Consider the following 26133-nt stretch of genomic DNA (forward strand, 5'->3'; position numbering starts at 1 on the left):
TTCGTCATTTCGCGGTGCCCCGCTTGCGTTCGAGTACGGTCATCAACAGCAGGGTGACCAGCCCCATGGCCATCAGCAGCGTCGCCGCGCAGTAGGAGCCGAAGATGTTGCGGTCGTCCATGTATCGCGCGTTCACCAGCAGGGTCAGCGTCTGGCCGCCGCCGGGCAGGCCCGTCGAGACCATGATCACCGCGCCGAATTCACCGAGCGACCGCGCGACCGTCAGCACGATGCCGTAGGTCAGGCCCCAGCGGATCGCGGGCAGGGTGATCCGCCAGAACGTCTGCCAGCGTGAGGCGCCCAGGGTCGTCGCGGCCTGCTCCTGATCGTCACCGATCTCGTGCAGTACCGGCTCCACCTCGCGCACCACGTACGGCAGGGTCACGAACAGCGTCGCGATCACCATTCCGGGCAGCCCGAAGATCACCCGGAAGCCGAGATGCTCTATGCCACCGAACCATCCGGTGACACCCCACAGCATGATCAGCGAAACGCCAACTACCACAGGCGAAACCGCGAAAGGCAGATCGACCACGCCCTGAAGCAGGCTGCGGCCCGGGAAGTTTCCGCGCACCAGGGCGATCGCGGTGAGTATGCCGAACAGCACGTTGAGCGGAACCACGATCAGCAGGATGATCATCGTGATGTTGAACGCGGAGATCGCGGCGGGCGTGGAGATCCAGTCGTAGAACTGTCCCACTCCCTTGGCGAAACTGCGCCACAGGATGATCACCAGTGGCGCCACCAGCAGTGCGAACAGATAGACCAGCGCGACCACGCGCAGTGAAACGCGGCTCAGCGGTGAGAGTTTCATCGGCTCGCCAGCTCCTTGCGCGCGGTGCGGTCGGCGAACAGCCGCAGCACCAGCAATGTCGCGAATGAAATGACCAGCAGCGCAACAGAAACCGCAGCCGCGCTGACGGGCCGGTCCACCTCGATCTGCTGCTGGATGTACTGCGAGGCGACCTGCGTGTGTCCGGGAATGTTCCCGCCGATCAACACCACCGAGCCGAATTCGCCGATGGCGCGGGCGAACGCCAGGCCCCCGCCGGAGATGATCGCCGGAATGAGCGACGGCAGCACGATACTGCGGAATGTGGTCCAGTTGCCCGCCCCCAGTGAGACCGCGGCTTGTTCCACCGAGTGGTCGGATTCCAGCAGCACCGGCTGCACCGCCCGGACCACGAACGGCAGCGTCACGAAGGCCAGCGCGATGACGACGCCGGGCTGGGTGGCGTTGAGGTGGATGCCGATCGGGCTGTCCGGCCCGTACAGCGCCAACATCACGATGCTGGCGACGATGGTGGGCAGGGCGAAGGGCAGGTCGATCAGCGAGTTCACGATCGACTTACCCGGAAACTCGTCGCGCACCAGCACCCAGGCCACCAGTGTGCCCATCACCACGTTGAGCAGTGCCACCAGCACCGACAGGATGACGGTCACCTTCAGCGCGTCCAGCGCCGCGGGTGCGGTGGCCGCGGACCAGAATCCGGACCAGCCCTTGTCGAACGCGTGAAATGCCAACGCCGCCAACGGAAGCAGGACGATCACACTCAACCACAGCACCGCCGTGGCGATGCCGAGCGGGCCGACCGATCCGGTCACCCGCAGCCATGATCCGCGGCTCGGCGTATTCACCGACGCCGCGGTTTCGATCTCGGTCACTATTTCGTCGCCCTGTCGTAGATGGTCGCCACGCTGCCGGTATTGGGCGTGAACAACTGCTTGTCCACCTGCTTCCAGCCGCCGAGGTCCGCGATGGTCCACAACTTCTTCGCGGGCTTCGGGAAATCGTGGCCGAATTCGGCGGCGACCTGCGGGTCGACCGGGCGGAATCCGGCATCGGCGATCGCGCGCTGGCCCGCCGGGGTGTAGAGGAAGTCCTTGAACGCCACGGCCTTGGCGAGATTGCGGCTGTTCTTCACCACGGCCACCGGATTCTCGATCTTGAACGTGATCGGCGGGATCAGGTACTCGATCGCATCGCCCTCACGCTGGGACAGGATCGCCTCGTTCTCATAGCTGATCAGCACGTCACCGGTGCCCTGCAGGAAGGTCTCGGTCGCCTCGCGGCCGGATTTGGGCTGCACCTTGATGTGATCCTTGGTGATCAGCTTGCCCAGATAGTCCAGTCCGGCCTGGGGATCCTTGCCGCCGTCGCTCTTCTCCGCGTACGGCGCCAACAGATTCCACTTCGCGGAGCCGGAGCTGAACGGGTTCGGGGTCACCACCTGCACACCCGGCTTCAGCAGATCGTCCCAGTCGTGGATGCCCTTCGGATTGCCCTTGCGGACCACGATCGCCACCACCGAGCCGAACGGAATTCCCTTCTCCGCGTCGGCATTCCACTTCGAATCGACCAGCCCCGCGGTGACCAGGCGGGTGATGTCCGGTTCGACCGAGAAGTTCACCACATCCGCGGTCGCGCCCGCGGCGACCTTGCGGGACTGGTCGCCCGATGCGCCGTAGGACTGCTGCACCTGCACGCCCGCGCCCGCGGCGGTCTTGTTGAACGCGGCCACCGCCTTGTCGAAGGCGGGCTTGGCGGTCGAATACGCGAACAGCGTCAACGCGCCGTTACCGCCGCCGCCGCCCTTACTGCCGGGGACATCGCTGGTACCTCCACTACAGGCGCTCAGCAGTGCCATGACGAGCGCGACCGCGGCGGCCGCGGTGAACCGCCGGGCGCCGGGCCCTTTGCTGCGAGACATTTCGGATGTGGACCTTTCCTGCCTGCCCGCCTGATCAGCGGGTGGGATCGAGATGCCGCTTCCGTTGCCCTGCAAGGGATTTCGACAACGCCGCGACGAGGCCCGAAGGGGCCTGGCGAATACGGACACATCTGGAAATTCGATCGCGGCCAGTGTAGGCGCGCAGTAGTGTCCGCCCTATCAGCGACAGTAGATGTCCGCGAGCACGAGGCAACCGACCGCGATCAACGCCAATTCATGGCGGACCTTCGGCAGAACACTCGATGACACGGGCAGACTGTAGCAGAACGGGACGAATCACCGCGACCTAATCGAACCCCAGGGGGTATCTGTGACCGCAACGCCGCGCGAGCCCGCACCGCAGGATCGGACGGTGGCCGGATCCACCGCTCCGGACCGCATCCGGCGCACCTTTCCCGGCATCAGCACGCGTGCGTGGGAGCATCCGGCGGACCGCACCGCGCTGGTGGCCATGCGCACCTTCGCCGGTTTCGACACCGTGCTGCGCACCCTGTCCGGCCTGTTGCGGGAACGCCAGCACCGGCTGATGTACCTGGCGACCGCGGTCCGCGTCGACGAGCGGCAGTTCAAGACGCTGCACGATCTGCGCGCCGATGCCGTGCGCATCCTCGACGCACCCGTCGCACCGGAGCTGTACGTGCTACAGGACCCGGTCGCCAACGCCTTCACCATCGGCATGGACGAGCCGTTCATCGTGCTGACCACGGGACTGGTCGAACTACTGGATGTGGAGGAATTGCGGTTCGTCGTCGGCCACGAACTCGGGCACGCGATGTCCGGGCACGCGGTCTACCGGACCATGCTGATGCACCTGCTGAATCTGGCGTCCTCGTTCGGCTGGATGCCGATCGGCGGCTGGGCGCTGCGCGCGATCATCGCGGCGCTGATGGAGTGGAGCCGCAAATCCGAGCTCTCCGGCGACCGTGCCGGGCTGCTGTGCGGACAGGATGTCGAGGCCTCGGTGCGGGTCCATATGAAATTGGCCGGCGGCGCGATGGTGAGTGAGATGAATCATGCCGCATTCCTGCAGCAGGCCGACGATTACGACCGCACCGGCGATCTGCGCGACGGCGTGCTCAAACTGCTGAACATGGAACTGCAGACGCACCCGTTCTCGGTCCTGCGCGCGGCGGAATTGCGCCGCTGGATCACCGGCGGCGAGTACGACCGCATCCTCGACGGCCGCTACCCACTGCGCGAACAGGACAAGAACACCCGGATCAGCGACGAGATCCGCGAGGCCGCCCGCACCTACCGGCAGAGTTTCGACACCTCGGAGGACCCCCTGATCCGCACGGTCCGCAACCTGGGCCGCGATGTCGGGTCCGCGGTGAGCACCGTCGGTCAGGAGGTCGGCGAGACGGTCTCGAAGATCGGGAAAAGATTCGGGCTGTAATTTCTGCCTCCGCTTCGCTCCGGCTGGTTTGCGGCGCTTCAAGGCTCACCGCCCAGCCCCGTGTCGGGCACTCGTTCCTCGCACCCGCCACACGTGCGGGCGGCAAGCCCGCGCCGCAAACCCGAGGTTGACGTTGTCCGGGGTTGGCGGAACGAGGTGAGCGAGAAACACTGCTCCACCAGGGTGGCGGAACAAGGTGAGCGAGACACGTTGTCCCAACAACGAGGTGGAACAAGGGTGAGCTGGACACGCTGCCCCACCAACAAGGCGAAACAAGGTGAGCTGGACACGCTGCCCCACCAAGATGGCGCGGAACAGGGTGAGCTGGACACGCGTCCGCACCAGGGGCGGCGGGACGAAAGGTAAGCGAGGCAGTGCTTCCCCTGTGACCGGGGTTCATCGAACGAGGTGAGCGGGGGCACTGCTTCGGCAGTGTGACCGGGGGCGGCTCGGCTGCTCAACAGGTCGGCATAGGCCGAGCCGCCTACCGGGTTTCAGTCTTCTTCCAGCTCTGGCGGGCTCTCCAGCAGGTCCAGGATCCACTCCTCGGAGGCCGACTCCTCGCCGTCCTCGTCGGACTCCTCGATCCGCAGCCGGTTGTGCAGCCGGACTCCCAGGCCGAGCAGCTGAGCGGCGCGCACCATCTCGATCGCCTCGTCCGGGGAGGCGTAGTGGGTGGCGATCAGCCGGGGGGCCTCCTCGACTTCCTCGGTGTCGAGCAGCTGGGTGAGCTCAGCGAAATCCTCATCGGTTGACATGGGCGAGAGCGTACCCCGGGCAACCGACAGCGGCAGGACGTTCGTGCCCAGGGACGAGGCGTTCTCCCCTCTCGCCGGCGCGCGGGCTAGGCTGACCATGTGCATCGCATTGCTGGCTGGTGGGACGGTTTCGAACTGTGGGTCGCGGGCCTGCCGTTCCTACCGCAGTTCGCGGTGGTGCTGATCGGGATGGTCCCGATCAGCTTCCTCATCGCGTATCTGCTCGACCGTCTCCTGCGTGAGGCGCTGCGCCTGCTCGGCCGCGATCGAGTGGTCGCGGCGGAACCCATCTCGCCGATCGACGGCGAGAATCGCGCCGTCCCCATGCAGGCCGTCACCACCGCGGTGGATTACGAGCCACCGGCCGCGGAGTTCGGACCGCAGCCCCTGGATTACGGGCCACAGCCGCTGGGATACGGAGCGCGAGCGCTGTCCCCCGCCCCCGGAACGCGGCAGAAGGAAGTGGTGTGATGCCCCGCTCACGGGTCCAACTGGCCCTCCTGGCTCTGATCGTGCTCGTGATCGTCGCCTGGCTGCTCACCCGCTGACCGCGCGCGGCGCTGGACGACACGGTCGTGACGGGCCGATGATGTCCACATGACGTCCTACGACGAACCGCTGAGCGACACACCCGACGACGTCAGCAACGCGGACATCCCGCCACAGCCCGTTCCCGCGGACACCGTGCCGATCAACGCCGACGATCCAGCGGTACGCCGCGACGCCCTGGGCGATGTCGCGGACGACCAGCTCACCGCCGGATATCTGCCGACCCCGTCTGCGGGTCTGACGCACAAATCCGCCTACCCGCCCATCGACGACTACGCATTCCTGTCCGATTGCGAGGCGAACTGCCTGATCGCCCGTAACGGCGCGGTCGAGTGGATGTGCCTGCCGCGCCCGGATTCGCCCAGCGTCTTCGGCGCGATGCTGGACCGCAGCGCCGGGCATTTCCGGGTCGGCCCGTACGGGGTGAACGTGCCCGCGGCCCGCCGCTATCTCCCCGGCGGCATGATCGTCGAGACGACCTGGCAGACCGACACCGGCTGGCTGATCGTGCGCGACGCCCTGGTGCTCGGCCCGTGGCACAACAACGACAAGCGCAGCAGGACCCATCGCCGCACACCGATGGACTGGGACGCCGAACATATGCTGCTGCGCACGGTGAAATGCGTGAACGGCGTGGTCGAACTGGAGGTCAGCTGCGAACCGGCCTTCGACTACCACCGTGCTCCGGCCCGCTGGGAGTACACCGGCAAGGTCTACGAGCAGGCCACCGCGACCTGTGAGGGCGAGGCCGACTGCACCAGCCTGACGCTCACCACCGATCTGCGCATCGGCATCGAGGGACGCGAGGCCCGCGCCCGCACCCGGATGAAGGAGGGCGACGAGGTCTACGTGGCGCTGTCCTGGTCGCAGCTGCCCGCCCCGCGCAGCTACGCCGAGGCCGCGGAGAAGATGTGGGCGACCACCGAATGCTGGCGGCAGTGGATCACGCTGGGCAAGTTCCCGGACCACCCGTGGCGCGGATATCTGCAGCGCAGCGCGCTGACGCTCAAGGGCCTGACCTACGCGCCGACCGGCGCGCTACTCGCCGCGGCCACCACCTCGCTACCGGAAACCCCTGGCGGAGAACGCAATTGGGACTACCGATACGCCTGGGTGCGCGATTCCACCTTCGCGCTGTGGGGTCTGTACACCCTCGGCATGAACCGGGAGGCCGACGACTTCTTCGCCTTCCTGCACGACGCGGCCACCGGCGGCAACGGCGAGACGCTCCCGCTGCAGGTGCTGTACGGCATCGGCGGCGAACGGACCATCACCGAATACGAGCTGGGTCATCTGCACGGCTACGACGGCGCCTCGCCGGTCCGCATCGGCAACGGGGCCTACAACCAGGACCAGCACGATATCTGGGGCACCATCCTGGATTCGGTGTATCTGCACGTGCGTTCGCGCCAGCAGGTTCCCGAAACGCTGTGGCCCATGCTGGAAAAGCAGGTGCAGGGCGCGATCGAGCACTGGCGCGAACCCGATCGCGGTATCTGGGAGGTCCGCGGCGAACCGCAGCATTTCACCTCCTCGAAGGTGATGTGCTGGGTCGCGCTGGACCGCGGCGCCCACCTGGCCGAGATGCACGGCGAGACCGACTACGCCAAGAAGTGGTCCGAGCTGGCCCGGGAGATCCGCACGGACATCCTCGACAACGGCGTCAACGCCGACGGCGTGTTCACCCAGACCTACGGCGGCGACACCCTGGACGCCTCGCTGCTGCTGGTGCCACTGCTGCGCTTCCTGCCCGCGGACGATCCTCGGGTGCGCAAGACCGTGCTGGCCATCGCCGACGAACTCACCGACCAGGGCCTGGTGCTGCGGTATCGCACCGACACCACCGACGACGGCCTGTCCGGCGTGGAGGGCACCTTCACGATCTGCTCGTTCTGGCTGGTCTCGGCCCTGGTGGAGATCGGCGAGGTGCAGCGGGCCCGGCACCTGTGCGAGCGGCTGCTCGGATATGCCAGCCCGCTCGAACTGTATGCCGAGGAGATCGACCCGCGCACCGGCCGCCACCTGGGCAACTTCCCGCAAGCCTTCACCCACCTGGCCCTCATCAACGCCCTCACCCACGTCATCCGAGCCGAACAATCCATCAGCGCGGGCGAATTCCACCCCGCCCACCGCTCGGGCTAGGAAGAAAGGCCTGTCCGGACATCCGGCCGAGCACCCGGCAGTCCAATACATCCGAGCCGGGTCGATCACGGTATTGATGCGCACGTTCTTCCAGTCCCGGCCGACGTTCTGTTTTACGAATAAGCCTGCTGAGAGGCGGCCACAGCCCTTATTCTGACCAATGCACGAGATCACGTTGTCAGCTAACGGCCAACAGTGAATCCCTTGTCGCGCTTGCTGGTTCATTCTTTGGAGTTAGTCCCTTTGACAACAACACGTTCCGGCCCGTCGGAGAACGCCGGTTGCCCGGTCCGGCACACCGGCTCCCCGTTCGACACCGACGGTCCCCGAATCTCGCTGGACACACCGGAATTCGTCGCCGATCCGCACGGTGCCTATGCGGCGATGCGCCGCCGCTACGGCTCGATGGTGCCGATCGAGCTGGCGCCCGGAGTACCGGCGACGCTGGTCATCGGCTATCACGCCGCGTTGCGGATCCTGAACGATCCCGACCATTTTCCAGCCGACCCGCGGGCGTGGGAGCGAACCGTGCCCGAGGATTGCCCGGTACGTCCGATCATGGAGTGGTATCCGAACGTCATTCGCAGCGCCGGCAGTGCTCACCTGCGCTACCGGCAGGCGTTCACGGCCGCTTTCGACAAGGTCGACCTGCACAAATTGCACACCACGGTTGAGCAGATCGCCATTCCGCTGATCAACGAATTCTGTGAATCCGGTTCGGCGGATCTGGTGTCTCAGTACGCATTCCCGCTGGCTTTCGAGGTGCTGAACCGCATGGTCGGCTGCTCGGCGGAGTTGGGCGGGCGGGTCGCCACCGGGATGGCGGCGATATTCGACACGGTGAACGCCGCGTGGGGTATGGAACATATGACCCAGGCGCTGATCGAACAGGTGCAGCTGCGCCGCGCCGCACCCGCCGACGATGTCACCTCGCATCTGGCCCATCATCGGGCCAACCTCACCGATGAGGAAATGGTCCGCAACCTGATCGTCTTCTACGGCGGGGGCATCGAACCGCAGCAGAATCTGATTTCCAACACGCTGCTGCTGATGATCACCGACGAACGTTTCGGTGGCGACATCCTCGGCGGAAGCCTGTCCACCCGCGATGCGCTGGACGAGGTGCTGTTCACCGATCCGCCGCTGGCGAACTTCTGCATGACCTATCCGCGCCAGCCGATTCTGATCGACAACACCTGGCTGCCCGCCCATCAACCGGTGGTGATCAGTCTGGCTGGGTGCAATCACGATCCGGAAATCGTGGGCGGCGATCGCACCGGTAATCGCTCGCACTTGGCGTGGGGTGCGGGCCCGCATGCGTGTCCGGCCCGCTCGGTGGCCTATCTGGTGGTGCAGGACGCGATCGATCAGCTTCTCGACGCGCTGCCGGAGATCCGCCTGGCCGTCGAACCGAGTGAAATCAATTGGCGTCCCGGCCCTTTCAACCGGGCGATGGTGGCGCTACCGGTCGTCTTCCCGCCGGCGCCTCGACTGCGTCTGGGGTGAGGCACCCGGAGAGATCGATCGGATCCAGGCTCGGGGTAACTCCGTGGGGCAGGCACGCATGCCAAAATCTCGGGAGCCGCACTAGCCGCGGATCTCGCGGAGGCGGATGAGGGAGGATTCGATCTCGGTGAGGCGGCGGTCGCGGGCCGGGCCGGACTGTTCGGCGGCGGCCTCCTCGGCGGCGCGCAGCGACTCGTCCACCGAACGCAGTGTCTGATTGGCGATTTCGGTGAAGTGGTCGCGCAGCGTGCGCTGCACGCCGCGCAGGCGATGCCGCGACTCCTTGCTGACCTGGAAGATCACATCGTCCATCAGCCGCGCGACGGCCGTCTTGGCCTCGGCCTGACGACGTTCGCGGCGCAGTTTGCGATCCTCCCACAGCGCGTTGACGCCCAGCAGGACCGCGGCCGCGCCGGAGTACCAGTTCACCGGCGGGATGTTCAGCACGCTGGCCAGGACCACGCCGACCATCAGCAGGCCGCCGTAGGAACCCCGCATGATGTTCAGAATCGGTTGGATCACACCGGTTTTCGCCGACGCGAGCGGCTCCAGGGAGGCCACCGGTTCCAGGACCTCGGCCGGATTCTCCAGCCGCATATCGGCCAGCGCCGCCTCGTAGTCGGTGTCCGGGAACTTCTCCGCGACCTCCTCGGCCAATTCCACCGAGCGATAGTGCGCGATGACGAAGTTCTCCTCCACCGCCTCGCAGATCCGCGCGTCCAGGTCCGCGCCGAACTCCTTCCAGCCGCGCGCCGGATCGCCCTTGACGATCTCGGCCTCGGCGTCCCGGACCAGGCTGCGCAGCCGGTGGCGCAGATCGTGTTCGATATCTGCCATCAGATCCGAACAGCCGTCGGCCAGGGTGATCTGCCAGTTCGCCGAGCGCTGCCGCAGGCTGTCCGCCTCGGCGCGGGAGTTGCGCAATTGTTCGGTGATCTCGGTGAACCGCTGGGGATCCCGCAACGTCTCGGCCTCGCTGCGCAGGGTCAGCGCGAGATGGTCGGTGATGGTGCGGATGTCGCGCACCGCGGCCTCGCGGGCCAGCACGTCCGCGCGCCGCAGGACGTACTCGCGCAGATGCTCGATCAGTTGCGGCACACCGGATTCCAGATCCCGGCGGTGATCCGCACCGGCACGCAGATGTTTCTCCGCGGAAATCGGCGCGACGGCGAACCCGAGCCCGGCCTGATCCAGCAGTTCGCGATTACGCTGCTGCACCCGGCCCCAGGCCGGATACCGGTCGATCTTGTTCAGCACGCAGATCACCGTCGGGCAGACCTGCTGGATCCGCGCCAGCAGCACGATCTGTTCGGGGGTGTATTCCTTGCCCGCGTCGGCGACGTACAGCACGGCATCGGCCGCAGCGATCAACGACCAGGTGGTGGGCGTATCGGCGGGCGCGCCGGGCGCGTCCATCAGGACGAACCCCTCGGCCAGCAGCGGACTCGGATCGGTGAACTCGGCACGGACCACGTCTTCCAGGGACATCGCCGCCGCCGGGTCGAGCGGATCGACCGGTTGACGTTCGGTGCGGCCACCGGCGACCGCGCGCACCAGCGTCGCGGTGGCCTGCGGTCCGTATTCGGCGATCACCGGCACGCTGACCGGACTGTCGGTCGCGCTGACCACGGTCCCGACCAGGCCGTTGACCAGGGTGCTCATCCCGTTCTTGGGTCCGCCCACCACGACCAGCCGCACTCGGGGATCGGCCACCCGGGACCGGGACATGCTCAGCCGGGCGGTCAGGTCCGCCCGCCCGGCCGCACGCGTGAGACCGAGCAGCTCGTCGATCTGCCGCAACAGCGGCGCCATCGCGTCGGGATGTTTGGCCGCGGCCGGATCGACCGTGGTCACAGCGCGATATGCGGGTCGGGGGCGGGGTGGATGAGTACGTGCGCCGGGTCGGCGCCGGCTCCGGGAAGCAGACCCTCGGACAATCCCGCGGGCACGGCGGTCAGCCCGGCGTGGCCGGAATCCTGCCAGGGCTGGTAGGCACTCGAATCATGCAGCTGCGCAATGGGTTTCGTCGGCAGGTGCGGGCTCATGGTGGTCTGCGGCAGCGTCGGGGCGGGCATGCCCGGCCCGATACCGTTGCCCGGAATCTGCGGAGCCGTGACCGCGGGCGAAGAATCGTGACCGGGCATGGTCGGCACGCTCGGTTCGCGGGACGGCGCCGGAACCTGGTGCGACGGCGTCGAATCGTGCGTCGGCACGGGCTGCCGAGCGGGGCCGGCATCATGGGTGGACGTCGGGCCGTGGCTGGGCTGCGGCCCGTAGCTCGGCGTCGACTCGTGTGTCGACGCGGAATCGCGCGTCGGCGTCGAATCCCGTGTGGGCGTGGATGTTTCGCGGCTCGGCGGCACGGTGGCCGGCGCGGTCGCGGAGTCCTGGCCGGGATGCGCGGCGGTAGTCGGGTCGACCGTGCTCGGGCCGGGATTCGAGGCGGTGGTCGCATCGCTCGTGAACGTCGGGCTCGGATGCTCGGCGATGGTCGAGGTAGCGGTGCCGTGCCCGTTCGCCGGCGTGCCCGCCGGAGTCGGTTCGGCGGACGGTCCGTGCGCGTGCGACGGCACGGCCGGGCCGTAGGTCGCCTGCGCCGGCTTCTCGGGGTGCGTGGGGAAAACACTGCCCGGTTGCGGGAGGGGCGGGATGCTCACATGCGGGATCGGTAGGTGGTCGAACGCCCCGGTCAAGGGCTGCGCGGCCGTCGGCGCGGCGCTTCCGCTGTGCTCTCCGGGCGCGGGTGTGGCCGGCGTCGCCGGAGCGGGCCTGGGCAGGCCGAGAAATGCCGCGGGCCCGACCGCGGCGGCCCCGAGCGGAATCGGCCCGAGATGATCCGGCAGCGCGCCGGCCAGTACGTGCGCCGTCGCGTCCGGATGCACCGCGGGTTGCAGTGGCGTGGTGACGACCGGTTGCGGAACCGGCGGCGCCGCGATCGCCGCGACGGCGGGCTGGGGCGCGGTGGCGACCGAGGTCGCGACAGCGGGCGTGGTCACCGCCGCGGGCGCGGCGACCGATGCGGGCACGGCCGAGGCGACGGGTCCGGCCGTGGGCAGTGCCGGCGACAAGGCGGCGGTGGCCGGGACGACCGGCGCGGCGGAGACGACCGGGCCCGCGAAACTCAGCGGCATCGTCGCACCTGGCACGCCGGACTGCACGATCCCCGAGCCGGGAAGCACCGGGCCGTGGGCGGCGGGTCCCGGCCCCTCCGAACCGGGAATGCCCATGCCCGAACGTATTCCGTGCGGCTGCCCGGTCAGGCCCGGGGTCAGCGCCGACTCCGGATCCGGCGCCGCGGCGGGTGCGGGATCGCCACCGCCGAGCCACTGACCGTAGCTGTCGATCTGCTCCCCGATGCCGCCGACCACCCCGCCCGCGGCCTGCGCATCGGCGTGCAACCAGACGCCGTCCAGCCCGGCGTGCGCGTCCAGGTGCACCTGTACGCCGGCGTAGATGCTCAGCTCGGCGCTGCCCACCCCTTCGAATCCGGAAAGTAGGTGCAGCGCATCGTTTTCCGAGCCCAGCGGGCCGAAATTCGTTCCCCCGCCGGCGGCCGCGGCATCACCCAGATCGATCGGCCCGAAGCCGTTGCCGGCCTGGGAAATCGAAGCACCGGACGGATGGAGCGGACTCGCCTGCGCCGCGCCCTGGCCGGACTCGGCCGCGATCGGCGCGGCCGCCGGGTGGATGCCGGGCAGATCGAAATTCGAACCGCCGTTGCCGGAATTCAGCTTGGGGATCTGGAATTCGGGAACCGACGGGACACTGGGCATCGCCGGAACGCTCGGCAGGTCGAACGGCGAATCACCGGTACCGGGCGTATTCCCGAATCCCGGAATACCGTTGCCCAGCCCCGGGATCTTGTTACCCAGACCCGGCACCCCGTTGCCCAGACCGGGCACGGTACCCGTACCGGGCAGATGCTCGTCGCCCGTCCCCGGCACCGCCCCGTCACTGTGACCGGGAACCATGCTCAACCCCGGTGTGCTGCCATCGGTTCCGGGCATCTCGTTCATCCCGGGGATCTTGCTCAGGTCCGGCTGCTGGTCCCCGGCGGCCGCCGGCCCGGTCTCGATCCGGACGTGGAATTCGAAGCCCGGCGGGAGATTCGGGAACGCGAGCGGCGGATGGTCGGCGGCGGCCGCCCCCGGATGGCCCAGGACCGGCGGAACCGAGTCCGGAGCCGGATCCGGATAGGTGATGACCGGGCTGGGCGCATTGGGCTGCGGGTCCTGCAGTGACCAACCCGCGATTCGGCTGGCGTCGTGGGATTCACCGTTCTCCGGCGTATCGCTGCCCTCGGCGACCAGCGCGCCGCCGGTGACGTACGCCCCTGCCCTGGCGACCCGCGCGACGCCGGTCGCGACGCGGTACGCGGTGTCCCCGGCGTGATCGCCCGGGTCCTCCGCGTCTGCGTCGAGGGGCAGGTCACGCGTCATACACACTCCACTCTCAGGTGTCCGGCCCGGAGGACCGAACGGGTCTTGCCAGCTGTCGACAAACTGGTATCACCATATTTCCGGATATCCCGGCTGTCACATTCTCCAGACACGGTGAACACCGGATCATGGTGCGCCACACCAGGGTGCCAGTGCGCGGTTCGATTCGAAAGCCCCGAAATCGACCGGCCGGGGTTACTTACCCTTCGGCTTGTCCGACGACGCCTCGGTCGACAACGCGGCGACGAAGGCCTCCTGCGGAACGTCGACGCGTCCGATCGTCTTCATCCGCTTCTTGCCCTCCTTCTGCTTCTCCAGCAGTTTGCGCTTGCGGCTGATGTCGCCGCCGTAGCATTTGGCCAGCACATCCTTGCGGATCGCCCGGATGTTCTCGCGCGCAATGACCTTCGAGCCGATGGCCGCCTGGATGGGCACCTCGAACTGCTGGCGCGGAATGAGTTCGCGCAGTTTCGTCGTCATCTTGTGGCCGTAGGCCTGCGCCGCGTCGCGGTGCACGATCGCGGAGAACGCGTCCACGGCCTCGCCCTGCAGCAGAATGTCGACCTTCACCAGGTCGGCCTCCTGCTCACCGGCCTCCTCGTAGTCCAGGCTCGCGTAGCCGCGGGTGCGGGATTTGAGCGAGTCGAAGAAGTCGAAGATGATCTCCGCCATCGGCAGCGTGTACCGCATCTCGACGCGGGTCTCGGACAGATAGTCCATCCCGCCGAGTTCACCGCGCCGGGATTGGCACAGCTCCATGATCGAACCGATGAACTCGCTCGGCGCGATCACCGTGGTCTTGACCACCGGCTCGTACACGTGCCGCAGTTTGCCCTCGGGCCAGTACGACGGGTTGGTCACCACGTGTTCGGCGCCGTCCTCGAGCACCACCCGGTAGACCACGTTCGGCGCGGTGGAGATCAGGTCCAGACCGAATTCGCGCTGTAGTCGTTCGCGAGTGATCTCCATGTGCAGCAGGCCCAGGAACCCACAGCGGAACCCGAAGCCCAGCGCCACAGAGGTTTCCGGGGTGTAGGTCAGCGCGGCATCGTTGAGCTGCAACTTCTCCAGCGCGTCGCGCAGATCCGGATAGTCCGAACCGTCGACCGGGTACAGGCCGGAGTAGACCATCGGACGCGGGTCCTGATATCCGGCCAGCGGCGCGGACGCGCCGTCGCGGGCGGTGGTGACGGTATCGCCGACCTTCGACTGCCGCACGTCCTTCACGCCGGTGATGAGGTAGCCCACCTCGCCGACGCCCAGACCCTGCGTCGGCTTGGGCTCCGGGGAGACGATGCCGATCTCGAGCAGTTCGTGGGTCGCGCCGGTGGACATCATCTTGATCTTCTGGCGCGGGGTGAGCTTGCCGTCGACTACTCGCACGTAGGTGACCACGCCGCGATAGGTGTCGTACACCGAGTCGAAGATCATCGCGCGGGCCGGGGCGTCCGCCTCCCCCACCGGCGGCGGCACCTGCTCGATCACCGCGTTCAGCAGTTCGGCGACGCCGACGCCGGTCTTGCCGGACACCCGCAGCACGTCCTCGGGCTCACAGCCGACGATATGGGCGAGTTCGGCGGCGTAGCGGTCCGGATCGGCGGCGGGCAGGTCGATCTTGTTCAGCACCGGGATGATCGTCAGATCCTTGTCCAGCGCCAGATAGAGGTTGGCCAGCGTCTGCGCCTCGATGCCCTGCGCGGCGTCGACCAGCAGGATCGCCCCCTCGCACGCCTCGAGCGCCCGGGAGACCTCGTAGGTGAAGTCCACGTGACCGGGCGTGTCGATCAGGTGCAGGACATAGTCCGAACCGTCGACGGACCAGGGCAGCCGCACGTTCTGGGCCTTGATGGTGATACCGCGCTCACGCTCGATATCCATCCGGTCCAGGTACTGCGCGCGCATCGCCCGCTCCTCGACAACTCCGGTGAGCTGCAACATCCGATCGGCCAGGGTCGATTTCCCGTGGTCGATGTGCGCGATGATGCAGAAGTTCCGAATTTGCGATGGATCGGTGAACGTGGTATCGGCGAAGCTGGGCACTGGGCTCCTGGTCACGAAGGGTATTCAGGCGGCATCCATGATCCCATGCGCCCATACCGCGCCCGCCCCGAGGTCCGACTGGGCCTCGGCAACCGGGTCACGACCGGCCGGGGGCGACCGGCGCGCACCGGACCATCCGGAGAGCACCACGGGGAGAACGGGCGCGTTCACGTCGCATTAATCAACTATTGGGCGTCTCGCCAAGCTTTGTGCACCTGCCGTGCGGATCCCGCGAACACCTCGGAATGTAATGTTCGTCCGGTAGGAAAATCGCGATCATAGAACCGAAAGATATCCTCGAGCCAGCAATGAAGTTTTCGTCGATGGATTTACTGGATAAACGCGCCACGGCACCGAGCCTCGACATTTCCGCAATAGTCGGCTCCCGGGCGATATGGGAACGCGAGATGCAATTCTGGGATGCTCGGCGCTGGCATCCCCGCACGGTGTCGAAGCGAATGCGGACGTGGGTCGGTGCGACCAGGCTGCGGCGCTGGACGGCCGGGATCACGGTCCTACTCACCGTGTTGTTCCTGGTGCCCGGCATTGTCGGGGCGGCGGCGAGGGCGCAGACCGGCGTCGCGGCCGGTTCCGGGCAGACCACCGGCGGCACCTCGTCGGTGATCAGCGCGCTGAGCTGGATGGCGATCAAGGATTCCTCGGGCGCGCCGCTGTCCAACTATTTGTTCGTGACCGATCACGGCAGCCTCTTCCATCCGGGAAACACCGTTCTGTCGGTCATCATCGGCCTGGAATTCATCGGCTGGCTCGTCATCGTGATCACCGCGATCTGGCTGATCGGATTCGCACTGAGCTTCCAGTGGTTGAATCTGGTCGCCAAGGCATTGCACGGCGTGGCCGACAGCCTGACCGGACAGCTCGCGACACCGCTGATGCTGGTGACCGCGGCGACGATCGGCGCGTTCTTCGTGGCGTATTTCGTCGTGCGCGGTTTCTACAGCAAAGCGACCGTGCAGGTGGTGACCATGATCGTCATCGCCATGCTGAGCCCGCTGTTCCTGGCGAATCCGCTCGCGGACGTCCTGGACTCCGACGGTTTGCTGGCCCAGGGCCGAAATGTCGGCATCTCGGTCGCCGCCGGGCTGAACGGGGACAGCAGTCCGGATCCGACCCGGCTGGTCGCGACCATCGAAGCGGATATGGCCGACAATTTCGCGCGCAAACCCGCCGAGGTGTGGAATTTCGGGCACACACTGTCCTCGACCTGTCAGAACTACTATTCGGCGGGCATGACCTCGGGCAGCGAGAGCGCGATCAGGAACGGAATGAAGGTCTGCGGTGACACGTCGGCCTATTCCGCCTCGTCGAACCCCACCATGGGCCAGATCGGCTCGGGGCTGGTCCTGCTGATCTCCGGCACCATCATGCTGTTGTGGGCCGCCTATCTGGCGATCAGAATCATCTGGTCCGCATTCGACGCCATCTACCACGGTTTCCTGACGATATTCGGATTCGCCGCGGGCGGCTACGTGTACGGGCCGACCCAGATATTCACGATCCACAACATCGTGGACGGATTCATCGCCGCCGCGCGGATGATGGTCCAGGTCATCGCGCTGGGGGTGTACGTGCTGTTCATCGGTGATCTGTTCACCGAGGCGAACGGTCAGGTCATGACGGTGTTCGTGATCGGAGCGGTCGTCGAGATCATCTTCATCTTCCAGTTCGGCCGGTTGACCGCGGCGGTGACCCGTGGCAACGGCTGGGTGACCGGGCATCTGACCGCGGCGATCTCATCCGGACGCGGCGGATCGGGCGGGGGCGGGAGTGGCAGTGGCAGTGGCACGCCCCCGCCTTCGGCGCACACCCTCGCGGCCAATCGGATGCTGCTGAATCTGAGCGCGCTGAACTGGGTGGCCACCTCACCGGTGACGGCCTGGGCGATGGGCAAGACCCGCAACCCGCTGAATCCCTATGCGCGGATGGAGAAACGGGCCCAGGTGAAGGACTGGACCTACAAGAACACACCGTGGTACCTGCAGGCGCAGTCCCAGCAGTACATCGACCGTCGCGAGTACATGGAGCGGGCCCGCGCGGCCGCGAAGGCGAACGGCGGCGTGCGCAGCTATCGCGGCGCCGGTTACGCACTCGCGGCGCTGCGTCACCGCGGCGTGAACCCGTACACCTCGTACGGCCCGATGGAAATGGCCGGGATCGATGACCGGGATATGGTCGACAATGTCATCTCGGCATGGGTTCAGGCGGGTTTGATCTCCGATTCGAATACCTTCAAGGACAAGAATCTCGGCCTGCTGGTGGCCGCGACCCAGCGGACCATCAATTCGGCCGACGCGCTCGTTCGGGGGACCCGTGGGGCAACGGCCGGCAAGGCGGCGGGCAATATCGCCGCAATGCAGCAGGCCATGCTCGAATACCGGGACCGCATCAGGAAATTCGGAAATGTCACGCTGGACGAGGGCCGGGCGAACGGAGCGGAGCGGCAGTACGTCGAGGACTACATGCTCGCCCCGACCGAGGCCAAGATCAAGGCCCTGCAACAGTGGTCCAACGGCAATCATCGAATCCCGCCGTTGAAGAAGGACGATCCCCGCGATCCGGATACGAGCGCCGAGAATTACGAGCTCGTCCAAGCGTTGACGCGGCTCGACGGAATGGATGCCACCCAGGCACAGCGCATGATGAACTGGGTCGCCACCAACGAATCGCAACAGATCGAGGGCGCGGTCGAGGATCTCGTCGCGGATCCCACGAATCCGGAGACCTTCCGCAGGGCGCGGCAGGTCATCAACGCGGCGCAGAACACCGACCAGTGGCTTACCGGATCCGCCCGGACCGGCGCGAACTCGTTGAACCCGCCGGGGACGCGCCCGCCGTCCGACCCCGGCCACTGGGCGCGAGCCCTGCGACCGGTGGCCGATCTACTGCGCTGACTTCGCACCTACCAGCCGGGATGAGAACGGCGGGCTCCGCCGTTATGCTCGCGGACTATGGCCGGTACGTGGAGCTCACTAGGCAGGCAGCTGGGAACCCTCGCCCGGGAACAAGGGCCTCGGATCGTCCGACAGCAGGCTCCCAAACTGGTCGATCGAATGCAGCGCGCGGCGATCTGGGATCGGGCGGCGGGCAAGCGCCGACCGTCCGGGGTGGCGGTGCGACCGGCGGCCTCGGTTCCGGTGCCGACCCGCGAGCGGGCCCGCCAGGTGGTCTACTGCCCGCGTCTGGACGGGCGGGCCGATCCCGGTGAGATCGTGTGGACCTGGGTTCCATTCGAGGAGAATCCGCGCGAGGGCAAGGATCGCCCGGTGCTGGTCGTCGGCCGGGCGGGGACCACGCTGCTCGGGCTGATGCTCTCCTCGAACCCGGAACGTTCCCGCGATCATCACTGGGTCGAAATCGGTTCGGGCCCTTGGGATTACCAGGGGCGTACGAGTTGGGTGCGACTGGATCGAGTGCTGGACGTCCCCGAGGAGGGCATCCGGCGCGAGGGGGCGATCCTGCCGCGCCGCGCCTTCGACGTCGTCGCGCATCGCCTGTGCCGGGAGTATCAGTGGCAGTGACCTGGGCGATTTCACTCGGGGTCCACCCGGCTGGTACTCTCGATCGTCGGTGCGGCGCTACCCGGTCCTCGTGATTCCGGTGTAGTGCGCCCAGAGACTTCTCGGTAGTACAGAACACACCACACAGACGACAGGAATCAGAGGAACCACGCGTGGCCAACATCAAGTCCCAGATGAAGCGGATCCGCACCAACGAGGCGGCGCGTCTGCGCAACCAGTCGGTGAAGTCCGCGCTGCGCACCTCCATCCGCAAGTTCCGTGAGGCCGCCGCGTCCGGCGAGAAGGACCAGGCCAAGGAGCTGCTCGTCAGCGCGAGCCGCAGCCTCGACAAGGCCGCGTCCAAGGGCGTCATCCACGCCAACCAGGCCGCCAACAAGAAGTCGGCGCTGGCGCTGGCCTACAACAAGCTCGGCTGATTCGTCGCGGTAGCACCTACCGCATACGCTTTACGGCCGCCGTGGCAGAGGGTCTGTGTCAGCAGACGACCACGGCGGCTTTTGTCGTGCATGTCCCCTCTGCGGCGGACGTGCACGGCCACAGGCGATTCAGACCGCGCCGTGCAGGTCCAGGATGGTGGACAGCGCGTGTTCGAGGGCGTAATCCGTATCCGCGGCACCGCCCTTGACGTCGGCATTGAGGGTCGCGACGATTTGCAGGGCCGAGCCGATCGTCGCCGCGGTCCAGCCGCGGGCCTGGCCCTGGGCCTTTTTCACCTTCCACGGCGGCATACCGAGCTGGGAGGCGAGTTTGAACGGGTCGCCGCGACCGGCCGAGCCGACGCGCGCGATGGTGTGCACCGAGTCGGCGAGTGCGTCGGCGAGCAGAACCGCGGGCACGCCGCGATCGGTTGCCCAGCGCAGCGCCTCCATCGCCGCGGGGCGATCCCCCGAGACGGCCAGATCCGCGACATCGAATCCGGTCACCTCCGCCCGGCCCGAGTAGTAGCGGCGCACGGCGGCGATATCGACCTTGCCGCCGGTATCGGCGGCCAGCTGGGAACAGGCCGCCGCGAGTTCGCGCAGGTCCGACCCGACCGCCTCGAGAACGGCCTGCACCACCTCGGCCTGAACCCGCAGCCCCGCGGAACGGAATTCGTTGCGCACGAACTCGACCCGCTCACCCGCCTTACTGATCTTGGCGCAGTTGTGGGTGACCGCGCCGGCCTTCTGCAGGGCCGGAGCCAGCGCCTTGGCACGGCCGCCACCGGAATGCAGCACGACCAGGATCACCCCCTCGGGTGGTTCGGCCGCGGCATCGGTGATCACCGCGACCGCATCCTTACCCGCCTCGGCCGCGGATTCCAGGATTATCACCCTGTCCTCGGCGAACAGCGACGGGCTCAGCAACTCGGCCAGCTCGGCGGTACTCGCGTCGCCCGCCCGCAACCGGTCCACCGGTAGCGCTTCGGGATCCGGGGCGACCGCGCGCACACCCGAGACGATCGAGGCGACCGCGCGCTCGATGAGCAACTCTTCCTCACCGAGCACGAGCTGGACGGAGGCAGGACGATCGGTCACGTCCCGCATCCTACGGTGGGTCACCGACAACGCCGAACCTCGCCGCCGGTACGGATCATCTCCCCGGACCGGCCCGGAGCCGTGATTCGGCGCACTGCGGATCGGTCCGGCGATTGATCCGACGGGCGGGTGATGCGGTGCAGAAGGATCAGCAGGCCGGCGACCAGGATCGCGGTGGCGAATCCGCCGCGCGGCCCGTCCGGCAGCGAGACCGAAATCCCCAGTGACGCACCACGTTCGGCGACGAACAGCAGCCACCACAGCGGCGGCCCGGTGAGCCGCAATACCAGCACACCGGCGGGCAGCCACGCACAGGACAGCACCGCGCCGATCGCGCCGACCACGGTGATCGGGGCGATCACCGGCTCGACCAGCAGGTTGGCCACGATGGCGAGAAATCCGACGTGTCCGGTGAGCGCGACGATCAGCGGTACCGTGAGCAGGAAGGCGGCGGTGGCGACACCCACCGCCTCGGCCGGACCGCGCCGCCAGCCACGCTCCTCGAGCCAGTGCGACCACCGCGGCGCCAGCACGATCAGCCCGACCGTCGCCAGCACCGACAGCGCGAACCCGATGTCCAGCGCCAACTGTGGAGACCACCCGATCAGCCCGATCGTCGCACCACACAATGCGGGCAGAGCCTGTTTGCGCCGGCCGAGCAGCACAGCGAGCAGGGCCACACCGCCCATCACCGCCGCGCGCAGGACCGTCGGAGAGGGCCGCGCCAGAACCACGAACCCGACGAGGGCCAGCGCCGCCAGCACCGCGCCCACGCGCGGATCGATGGTCAGCAGGCGGACCGAAATCAGCACCGCGGCAAGCACGATCGTCACGTTCGTGCCCGAGACCGCCACCAGATGCGAGAGTTCGGTGTGCTGGAAATCCTCGCGCACGTGGTCGGGGAGCCGGGACACGTCGCCGTCGACAAGTCCCGGCAGCAGTCCGGCCTCCGTACTCGGCAGGGCGCGCGAGGCCGCCGCCGCGAAGTGCGCGCGCACCGCCCCGGCCGCGCGCTGCCACCACGGCGGGCGCTCGACGGTGACCGGAGGCCCCTGCGCCCGCAGCACCGCCACCGTCAGATCCCGTCGCCACGGCCGGTCCAGGCGCGCCCGGAACCGCACCACCTGCCCCGGCAGCAGTCCTGGCCACGCCGCCTGTGTGGCCAGGACCATGACCGAACCACCCGCGCGCACCGGCACCCTTCCGTATCGGTACTCCCGCAGATTCGCCTCGATCATCCACTGGCGGCCACCGAAAGACTTGGCGGGCAATGGTTTCGGGTCGTCGGTCGGGACGACCGTGACCAGCAGGGAAGTTCCCACCGCCGCGGTGCGCAACGGATGCGTCGCAACCCGGTACTCCCGCCACGCCGCAGCGACCCCGAACCCCGCACCCGCGACCACAGCGGCCAACAGCACCGCGGCGGCCATCCGCCACTCGGCCCGGCGCACCCGGACCGCGCACGCCCCTACCGCCATCGCCAGCCCGGTCAGAACTCCCGCCACCATCACCCCCACCCACCACCCCGCCAGCACGGTCAGCACCGTTGTCCCCCAACACATCACAGCCGCCGGAACCAGTCGCGCATCGAGCACCTGCGGCAGCAGCACGGCGTCACCGTCCGTCCGCTCCCCCACCTCACGCCCCCTCATCCGCGATCCCCGTTCACGCCGGTACTCGGCCTCATCGGAGCGCATACCCACTCCCTTGTGCCGCGTATGCCGGCGGAAAACTTGTGCGCGGGAACGCCGGACCCGGGTGTGCCGCCGCTCGGCTCGGGTACAGCCACATCCGGCTCGTCCACAACGCGGGATTCGGCCGGGCCGCTCGTTGGTTGCGGGCCCACGGCACCACATCGCGCACCAGTCCGCGCGCCCACGACTCGCGCGTATGAGCCGAACGCGTTGTCGGCCAACACGATCCGATCACCGTCGAGGATTCCGAGCCGAGGTTTTCGGCGCAGCCCACGGTGTCGCGTAGAGCCGCTGACGCCGCGATCGGTGCGGGCGAGCGTGAACTCACCGGGCGTGCCACCCGGGCCGGGCGGGCGGCGGTGATGGTCCGGGGCGAATTCGCGGACAGTCGCGGCCGGAATGCCGGAGTGATTCTGGCCGTGGCAGAACGGGGCCACATCGGTATCGGGAGTGTAAGACAAGCGGTTTCGCCTCCTCCGGTGGTGGAATCGTTGCGGTCCGAGCTGGGGATCTCCCGCCGTCGGATAGGTGAACCGTTAGAACGTCACCAGGTCGCGGAGGCGGTTGAGCCTGGATTGGCCCAGGCCCGGGATTTCGGCGAGTTGGTCGACGGTGGTGAATGGGCCGTGTTCGGTGCGCCAGGCGATGATGCTGCGGGCCGTCGCGGGACCCACGCCGGGGAGTTCATCCAGTTCGGATTCGGTGGCGGTATTGAGATTCACTTTGGCCGCGACGGCGGAGGAGGCGCCCGAAGCAGCATTCGCGTGCTCACTGCCGGAAATCACCGCGCTGCCGAGGTGGGGTGTGCCTTCCTGCGGGTCCAGCGCGCCGACGATGATCTGATCGCCGTCGGCCAGCCGCTGGGCGAGATTCAAGCGCGCCAGATCGGCGCCTTGCCTGGCGACCGCGATCGACACCGCATCGGCGACCCGGGAGCCCGCCGGAAGATGCAGCAGACCGACATGTTCGACCAGTCCGACAACGCTCACCACCAGTTCCGGCGGTCGGCTCGGCGCGGGCGCGGACGTGGTGGTTCCGGCCGATGTACCGGACGTGGCGGGCGCAGCCGCCGGCGCCGAGGTCTGCACTACAGGCAAGGGTGGAACCGGCTGCGCGACAGGACCTTCCCGCTGTGTCGCCACGACCGCCAGCAGCACCGCGACAACCCCGACGGCCGCGAGAACCAGCACCCCGCGCCGCCCCGGATGCAGCCGCACCCCACGGAACCTCCCGGGCACCAACCGTTCGTGCCACAGCGAGACGCTGCCCACCGGTTCGCTCAACCAGTCCGGGGTGTTCGGCACGCCCGGCATCTCGTCGTCCCATCCCCCGGACGCTTCGCGGTCGGTTTCGGCCTCCTCGAGGTCGACTTGCTCTGCGTCCCACCGTCCCCCGCGCATCGTCGATCGGCCGGGGGCCTGCCCATCGAGCGCTCCCAGCCGCTCCCGAACCCGCATCCGTTCGTCATCGCGCGCCATGTCAGCCACCGTAGGACCGAGATTCCCGCTCGCCGCAACGCCGACCTGCGGTTATATCTGTCCTGTGGACAACCGATCCGCTGTGGACAACACACCCGGCCGGGCTCGCAGATGTCAGTGCCCTGTGCTGATGCCGGAAACCCCGGCACTGCCTGCGACTGCACAGACCTCAGCAGATCCGGACAGAGTCACTGCCGCCTCGATATCGAAACAAGTTCTGCGACGGTGATATTCGGGCGTCACGGCAGCCGTGGGCCGCGCCGCGTACGCCGGGCACGCCCGTGGTCAGCCGCAGCCGCCGGGGACCACCAGCACGCCGACCGCGCCCGAGCCGAGGTGCACACCGAGCGTCGGGCCGAATTCCGCGGTGATCAGTTCGCGGATATCGGGGATCAGTTCGGTGAGCTGGGTGGCGAGGGTGCGGGCGGCGTCGGGTGCGGCGAGGTGTTGCACCGCGATCGCCGCACCCGCCTCTCCGGCCGCCTCCACCGCCGCGGCAACGAGTTTCGCGTACGCCTTGGACCTGGTGCGGGCCTTCTCGCGCAATTCGAGGCGGCCCTCGACCATCTGCAACAGGGGTTTGGTCACCAATTCGGTGCCGAAGAACGCCGCCGCACTGCTCAGGCGCCCGCCGCGGCGCAACTGCTCGGTGCGGTTGACCATGATGAACGCCCGGCTCCGGCCCGCCGAGGCGACTGCCGCGTCGTAGACGACGTCCAGCCCCGCGCCGGACCGGGCACGCCTTGCCGCGGCCAGCACCGGCAGACCCGTGCCGAGTCCGGCGCCGAGCGAATCCACCAGCCGCACCCGGTCGGCGGCGTCCATATCGTGGACGGCCTGTCGCCCGGCCTCCCAGGTCGCCGACAGCTGACGGGAGATATGCACCGCCACAACGCCGTCGCCGTCACTGAGTTCCAGCGCTCGTTCGTAGACGGCGCGCAGCTCACCCGGGGAGGCGGCCGAGGTGCTCACCGACGCCGAGGCGTAATCGATGACGCATTCGTCCACACCCTCGCGAATTTCGCGATCGTCCACCAGCACATGCAGCGGCACCACGAGAATGCCGAGGTCCGCGACCAGATCGGCGGACAGGCTGGCGGAGGAGTCGGTCACCACCACGACGGACATTCGCCCCGAGGCCTTCCCATCGTCAGCAACGCACCTCCGAGATCACCTTCACCATCGCCCGTGCGACCGCGGTGTGCCCCTCCCAGCCCCAGTGGATGCCGTCCGGATTCGATTCGCCGTGAAAAACGTTGTCCCGCACGGCCTCGGCCAGATCCACAAGCGGCACAGCGGTTTTCGCGGACCATTCGCGCAACGCCCGCACCGCGGGCTCGCGACCGGTGTGCACCCGGCCGTACGCCTCGCAGTCGTGCACCGACGGCAGCACGCCCACCATGGGCAACTCGGGACGCAACTGCGCCAGCGAGATACGGCACTGCTCGAGGTAGTCGATGCTCACATGCGGCGGGAGCGCCACCGGGCGGCCCAGTTTCGACAACCGCGGTTGCAGCCAGTTGTAACCCTCACGTACCCGCCGCCGCACCGACGGCGGCCGGACGTAGCGGATCAGCTCCCGCAACGCGGTCGGCAGCGGCGAGGGCAGCGAGTCCATCCCGCCGGTCGCGAACACCACCGCACCGGCCCGCGGCACCGCGGCCCAGACCCGCGGATCACCGATCAGCGCCCAGTAGGCGTCGCGGCAGGTCCAGCCGATCCGCCCGATCAGCTCGACATCCCAATCCAGTTCCGAGGCAACGAGATTGGGCCAGATCCGCGGATCGTCGGCGGGCAGGCCGCCCTTGGGCCCGAAGTATGCCAGCGAATCGGCGATCACGAGCAGAACCGGCCGCCCGGAGCCGCCCGCCGCCGGGCTCGCACCGTCGCCCGCCACAGCGCCTTCCTCGGCCACCGGCGCAGCATCAGCGGCGGCCGCGACCTCGGCCCCGGCTGCCGGACGACGCTCGCCCGATCCGGCTGCCGACTCGGCAACGGGAGGTTCGAGTCGGACACCATCCGCTGCGCCCTCCGCAGCGGTGGCCGAGCCCGGCTCGGCGACAACGATATTCGCCGACACACCCGATAGACGTTCGGCATCCACCGGAGCGTCGACCGACGTCGCGGACTCGGCATCGTAGGATCCGCGGCTCGAATTTTCCTCAGCGGCAGCGGAATTCGCGGCAACGAGATAATCCGCGCTCGCGGACTCGGCATCCGACACCGGATCGCCGGAACAACCGGCGATCACAGTCGATTCGGAGCTCACCGATACGCCCGGCGGTCCCGTATCTCCCTCGGAGTTCTCCGAGCCGGTCCCCGGTCCGGCCTCGTCCGCACCCG

General features: G+C 67.9%; 21 protein-coding genes. 8 read left to right on the forward strand and 13 right to left on the reverse strand.

Annotated features, from left to right (window positions below):
• Positions 1 to 4: 4 nt before the first annotated feature.
• The 4 genes from cysW to AC5WS7_RS20750 form a co-directional block, all read right to left on the reverse strand.
• Positions 5 to 814 (reverse strand): sulfate ABC transporter permease subunit CysW, encoded by an 810-nt coding sequence (gene cysW, locus AC5WS7_RS20735; RefSeq protein WP_495956198.1) that lies wholly within the window; start codon positions 812 to 814, stop codon positions 5 to 7.
• Entirely contained in the window at positions 811 to 1665 is an 855-nt protein-coding gene (gene cysT / locus AC5WS7_RS20740) for a sulfate ABC transporter permease subunit CysT (protein WP_495956199.1), read from the reverse strand. Before cysT ends, cysW begins: the two co-directional genes overlap by 4 nt.
• Positions 1665 to 2711 (reverse strand): sulfate ABC transporter substrate-binding protein, encoded by a 1047-nt coding sequence (locus tag AC5WS7_RS20745; RefSeq protein WP_495956200.1) that lies wholly within the window; start codon positions 2709 to 2711, stop codon positions 1665 to 1667. Before AC5WS7_RS20745 ends, cysT begins: the two co-directional genes overlap by 1 nt.
• A gap of 180 nt (positions 2712 to 2891) precedes the next feature.
• Positions 2892 to 2981 (reverse strand): Ms4533A family Cys-rich leader peptide, encoded by a 90-nt coding sequence (locus tag AC5WS7_RS20750; protein WP_373864614.1) that lies wholly within the window; start codon positions 2979 to 2981, stop codon positions 2892 to 2894.
• 61 nt (positions 2982 to 3042) lie between these two features.
• On the opposite strand from AC5WS7_RS20750, the gene AC5WS7_RS20755 reads away from it, so the two are divergent.
• Together AC5WS7_RS20755 and AC5WS7_RS20760 are read left to right on the forward strand one after the other, a co-directional pair.
• Positions 3043 to 4128, forward strand: a complete 1086-nt coding sequence (locus tag AC5WS7_RS20755; protein WP_495956201.1) for a M48 family metallopeptidase — start codon at positions 3043 to 3045, stop codon at positions 4126 to 4128.
• Positions 4129 to 4365: 237 nt separating this feature from the next.
• Positions 4366 to 4494 carry a hypothetical protein gene (locus tag AC5WS7_RS20760; RefSeq protein ID WP_495956202.1) on the forward strand — a complete coding sequence of 43 codons (129 nt, stop codon included), beginning with the start codon at positions 4366 to 4368 and terminating at the stop codon, positions 4492 to 4494.
• 128 nt (positions 4495 to 4622) lie between these two features.
• Here AC5WS7_RS20760 and AC5WS7_RS20765 read toward each other — a convergent pair whose 3' ends face one another.
• A complete protein-coding gene (locus AC5WS7_RS20765) occupies positions 4623 to 4886 on the reverse strand; it encodes a hypothetical protein (RefSeq protein ID WP_495956203.1) in 264 nt (87 codons plus the stop codon).
• Positions 4887 to 4985: 99 nt separating this feature from the next.
• Here AC5WS7_RS20765 and AC5WS7_RS20770 point away from each other — a divergent pair, with 99 nt between their 5' ends.
• The 3 genes from AC5WS7_RS20770 (at position 4986) to AC5WS7_RS20780 (ending at position 9083) form a co-directional block, all read left to right on the forward strand.
• Positions 4986 to 5357: a hypothetical protein gene (locus tag AC5WS7_RS20770; RefSeq protein ID WP_495956204.1), complete on the forward strand. Its 372-nt coding sequence runs from the start codon at positions 4986 to 4988 to the stop codon at positions 5355 to 5357.
• A gap of 126 nt (positions 5358 to 5483) precedes the next feature.
• Positions 5484 to 7577 (forward strand): glycoside hydrolase family 15 protein, encoded by a 2094-nt coding sequence (locus AC5WS7_RS20775; RefSeq protein WP_495956205.1) that lies wholly within the window; start codon positions 5484 to 5486, stop codon positions 7575 to 7577.
• A gap of 228 nt (positions 7578 to 7805) precedes the next feature.
• Positions 7806 to 9083: a cytochrome P450 family protein gene (locus AC5WS7_RS20780; protein ID WP_495956439.1), complete on the forward strand. Its 1278-nt coding sequence runs from the start codon at positions 7806 to 7808 to the stop codon at positions 9081 to 9083.
• Positions 9084 to 9164: 81 nt separating this feature from the next.
• On the opposite strand, the gene AC5WS7_RS20785 is transcribed toward AC5WS7_RS20780, so the two are convergent.
• The 3 genes from AC5WS7_RS20785 to lepA all read right to left on the reverse strand — a co-directional run bounded on the left by AC5WS7_RS20785 (position 9165) and on the right by lepA (position 15577).
• Positions 9165 to 10937, reverse strand: a complete 1773-nt coding sequence (locus AC5WS7_RS20785; protein ID WP_495956206.1) for a P-loop NTPase family protein — start codon at positions 10935 to 10937, stop codon at positions 9165 to 9167.
• Complete coding sequence (locus tag AC5WS7_RS20790; protein ID WP_495956207.1) at positions 10934 to 13522, reverse strand: hypothetical protein; 2589 nt, start codon at positions 13520 to 13522, stop codon at positions 10934 to 10936. The genes AC5WS7_RS20785 and AC5WS7_RS20790 overlap by 4 nt, the downstream gene beginning before the upstream one ends.
• Before the next feature lie 195 nt (positions 13523 to 13717).
• Entirely contained in the window at positions 13718 to 15577 is a 1860-nt protein-coding gene (gene lepA, locus AC5WS7_RS20795) for a translation elongation factor 4 (RefSeq protein WP_495956208.1), read from the reverse strand.
• Positions 15578 to 15969: 392 nt separating this feature from the next.
• On the opposite strand from lepA, the gene AC5WS7_RS20800 reads away from it, so the two are divergent.
• The 3 genes from AC5WS7_RS20800 to rpsT all read left to right on the forward strand — a co-directional run bounded on the left by AC5WS7_RS20800 (position 15970) and on the right by rpsT (position 19517).
• Positions 15970 to 18474, forward strand: coding sequence for a hypothetical protein (locus AC5WS7_RS20800; RefSeq protein WP_495956209.1), 2505 nt, complete (start codon positions 15970 to 15972; stop codon positions 18472 to 18474).
• A gap of 57 nt (positions 18475 to 18531) precedes the next feature.
• Positions 18532 to 19101 carry a type II toxin-antitoxin system PemK/MazF family toxin gene (locus tag AC5WS7_RS20805; protein WP_495956210.1) on the forward strand — a complete coding sequence of 190 codons (570 nt, stop codon included), beginning with the start codon at positions 18532 to 18534 and terminating at the stop codon, positions 19099 to 19101.
• Positions 19102 to 19253: 152 nt separating this feature from the next.
• Positions 19254 to 19517: a 30S ribosomal protein S20 gene (gene rpsT, locus AC5WS7_RS20810; RefSeq protein WP_495956211.1), complete on the forward strand. Its 264-nt coding sequence runs from the start codon at positions 19254 to 19256 to the stop codon at positions 19515 to 19517.
• A 129-nt stretch (positions 19518 to 19646) separates the two neighbouring features.
• Here rpsT and holA read toward each other — a convergent pair whose 3' ends face one another.
• The 5 genes from holA to octT form a co-directional block, all read right to left on the reverse strand.
• Complete coding sequence (gene holA / locus AC5WS7_RS20815; RefSeq protein ID WP_495956212.1) at positions 19647 to 20618, reverse strand: DNA polymerase III subunit delta; 972 nt, start codon at positions 20616 to 20618, stop codon at positions 19647 to 19649.
• 20 nt (positions 20619 to 20638) lie between these two features.
• Entirely contained in the window at positions 20639 to 22255 is a 1617-nt protein-coding gene (locus tag AC5WS7_RS20820) for a ComEC/Rec2 family competence protein (protein WP_495956213.1), read from the reverse strand.
• A gap of 593 nt (positions 22256 to 22848) precedes the next feature.
• Entirely contained in the window at positions 22849 to 23790 is a 942-nt protein-coding gene (locus tag AC5WS7_RS20825; RefSeq protein ID WP_495956214.1) for a ComEA family DNA-binding protein, read from the reverse strand.
• Between the two features lie 285 nt (positions 23791 to 24075).
• Positions 24076 to 24918, reverse strand: a complete 843-nt coding sequence (locus AC5WS7_RS20830) for a DegV family protein (RefSeq protein WP_495956215.1) — start codon at positions 24916 to 24918, stop codon at positions 24076 to 24078.
• 22 nt (positions 24919 to 24940) lie between these two features.
• Positions 24941 to 25687 (reverse strand): diglucosylglycerate octanoyltransferase, encoded by a 747-nt coding sequence (gene octT / locus AC5WS7_RS20835; protein WP_495956440.1) that lies wholly within the window; start codon positions 25685 to 25687, stop codon positions 24941 to 24943.
• Between the last annotated feature and the right edge of the window lie 446 nt (positions 25688 to 26133).

This window comes from Nocardia sp. PLKS1-43 (genome assembly GCF_059510335.1).

Bases quoted from the DNA above. Each gene is read 5' to 3' on its own strand.
- cysW (WP_495956198.1), bottom strand. From the start codon at position 814: ATGAAACTCTCACCGCTGAGCCGCGTTTCACTGCGCGTGGTCGCGCTG.
- AC5WS7_RS20745 (WP_495956200.1), bottom strand. From the start codon at position 2,711: ATGTCTCGCAGCAAAGGGCCCGGCGCCCGGCGGTTCACCGCGGCCGCC.
- AC5WS7_RS20765 (WP_495956203.1), bottom strand. From the start codon at position 4,886: ATGTCAACCGATGAGGATTTCGCTGAGCTCACCCAGCTGCTCGACACC.
- AC5WS7_RS20775 (WP_495956205.1), top strand. From the start codon at position 5,484: ATGACGTCCTACGACGAACCGCTGAGCGACACACCCGACGACGTCAGC.
- AC5WS7_RS20790 (WP_495956207.1), bottom strand. From the start codon at position 13,522: ATGACGCGTGACCTGCCCCTCGACGCAGACGCGGAGGACCCGGGCGAT.
- AC5WS7_RS20800 (WP_495956209.1), top strand. From the start codon at position 15,970: ATGCAATTCTGGGATGCTCGGCGCTGGCATCCCCGCACGGTGTCGAAG.
- AC5WS7_RS20805 (WP_495956210.1), top strand. From the start codon at position 18,532: ATGGCCGGTACGTGGAGCTCACTAGGCAGGCAGCTGGGAACCCTCGCC.
- AC5WS7_RS20825 (WP_495956214.1), bottom strand. From the start codon at position 23,790: ATGGCGCGCGATGACGAACGGATGCGGGTTCGGGAGCGGCTGGGAGCG.
- AC5WS7_RS20830 (WP_495956215.1), bottom strand. From the start codon at position 24,918: ATGTCCGTCGTGGTGGTGACCGACTCCTCCGCCAGCCTGTCCGCCGAT.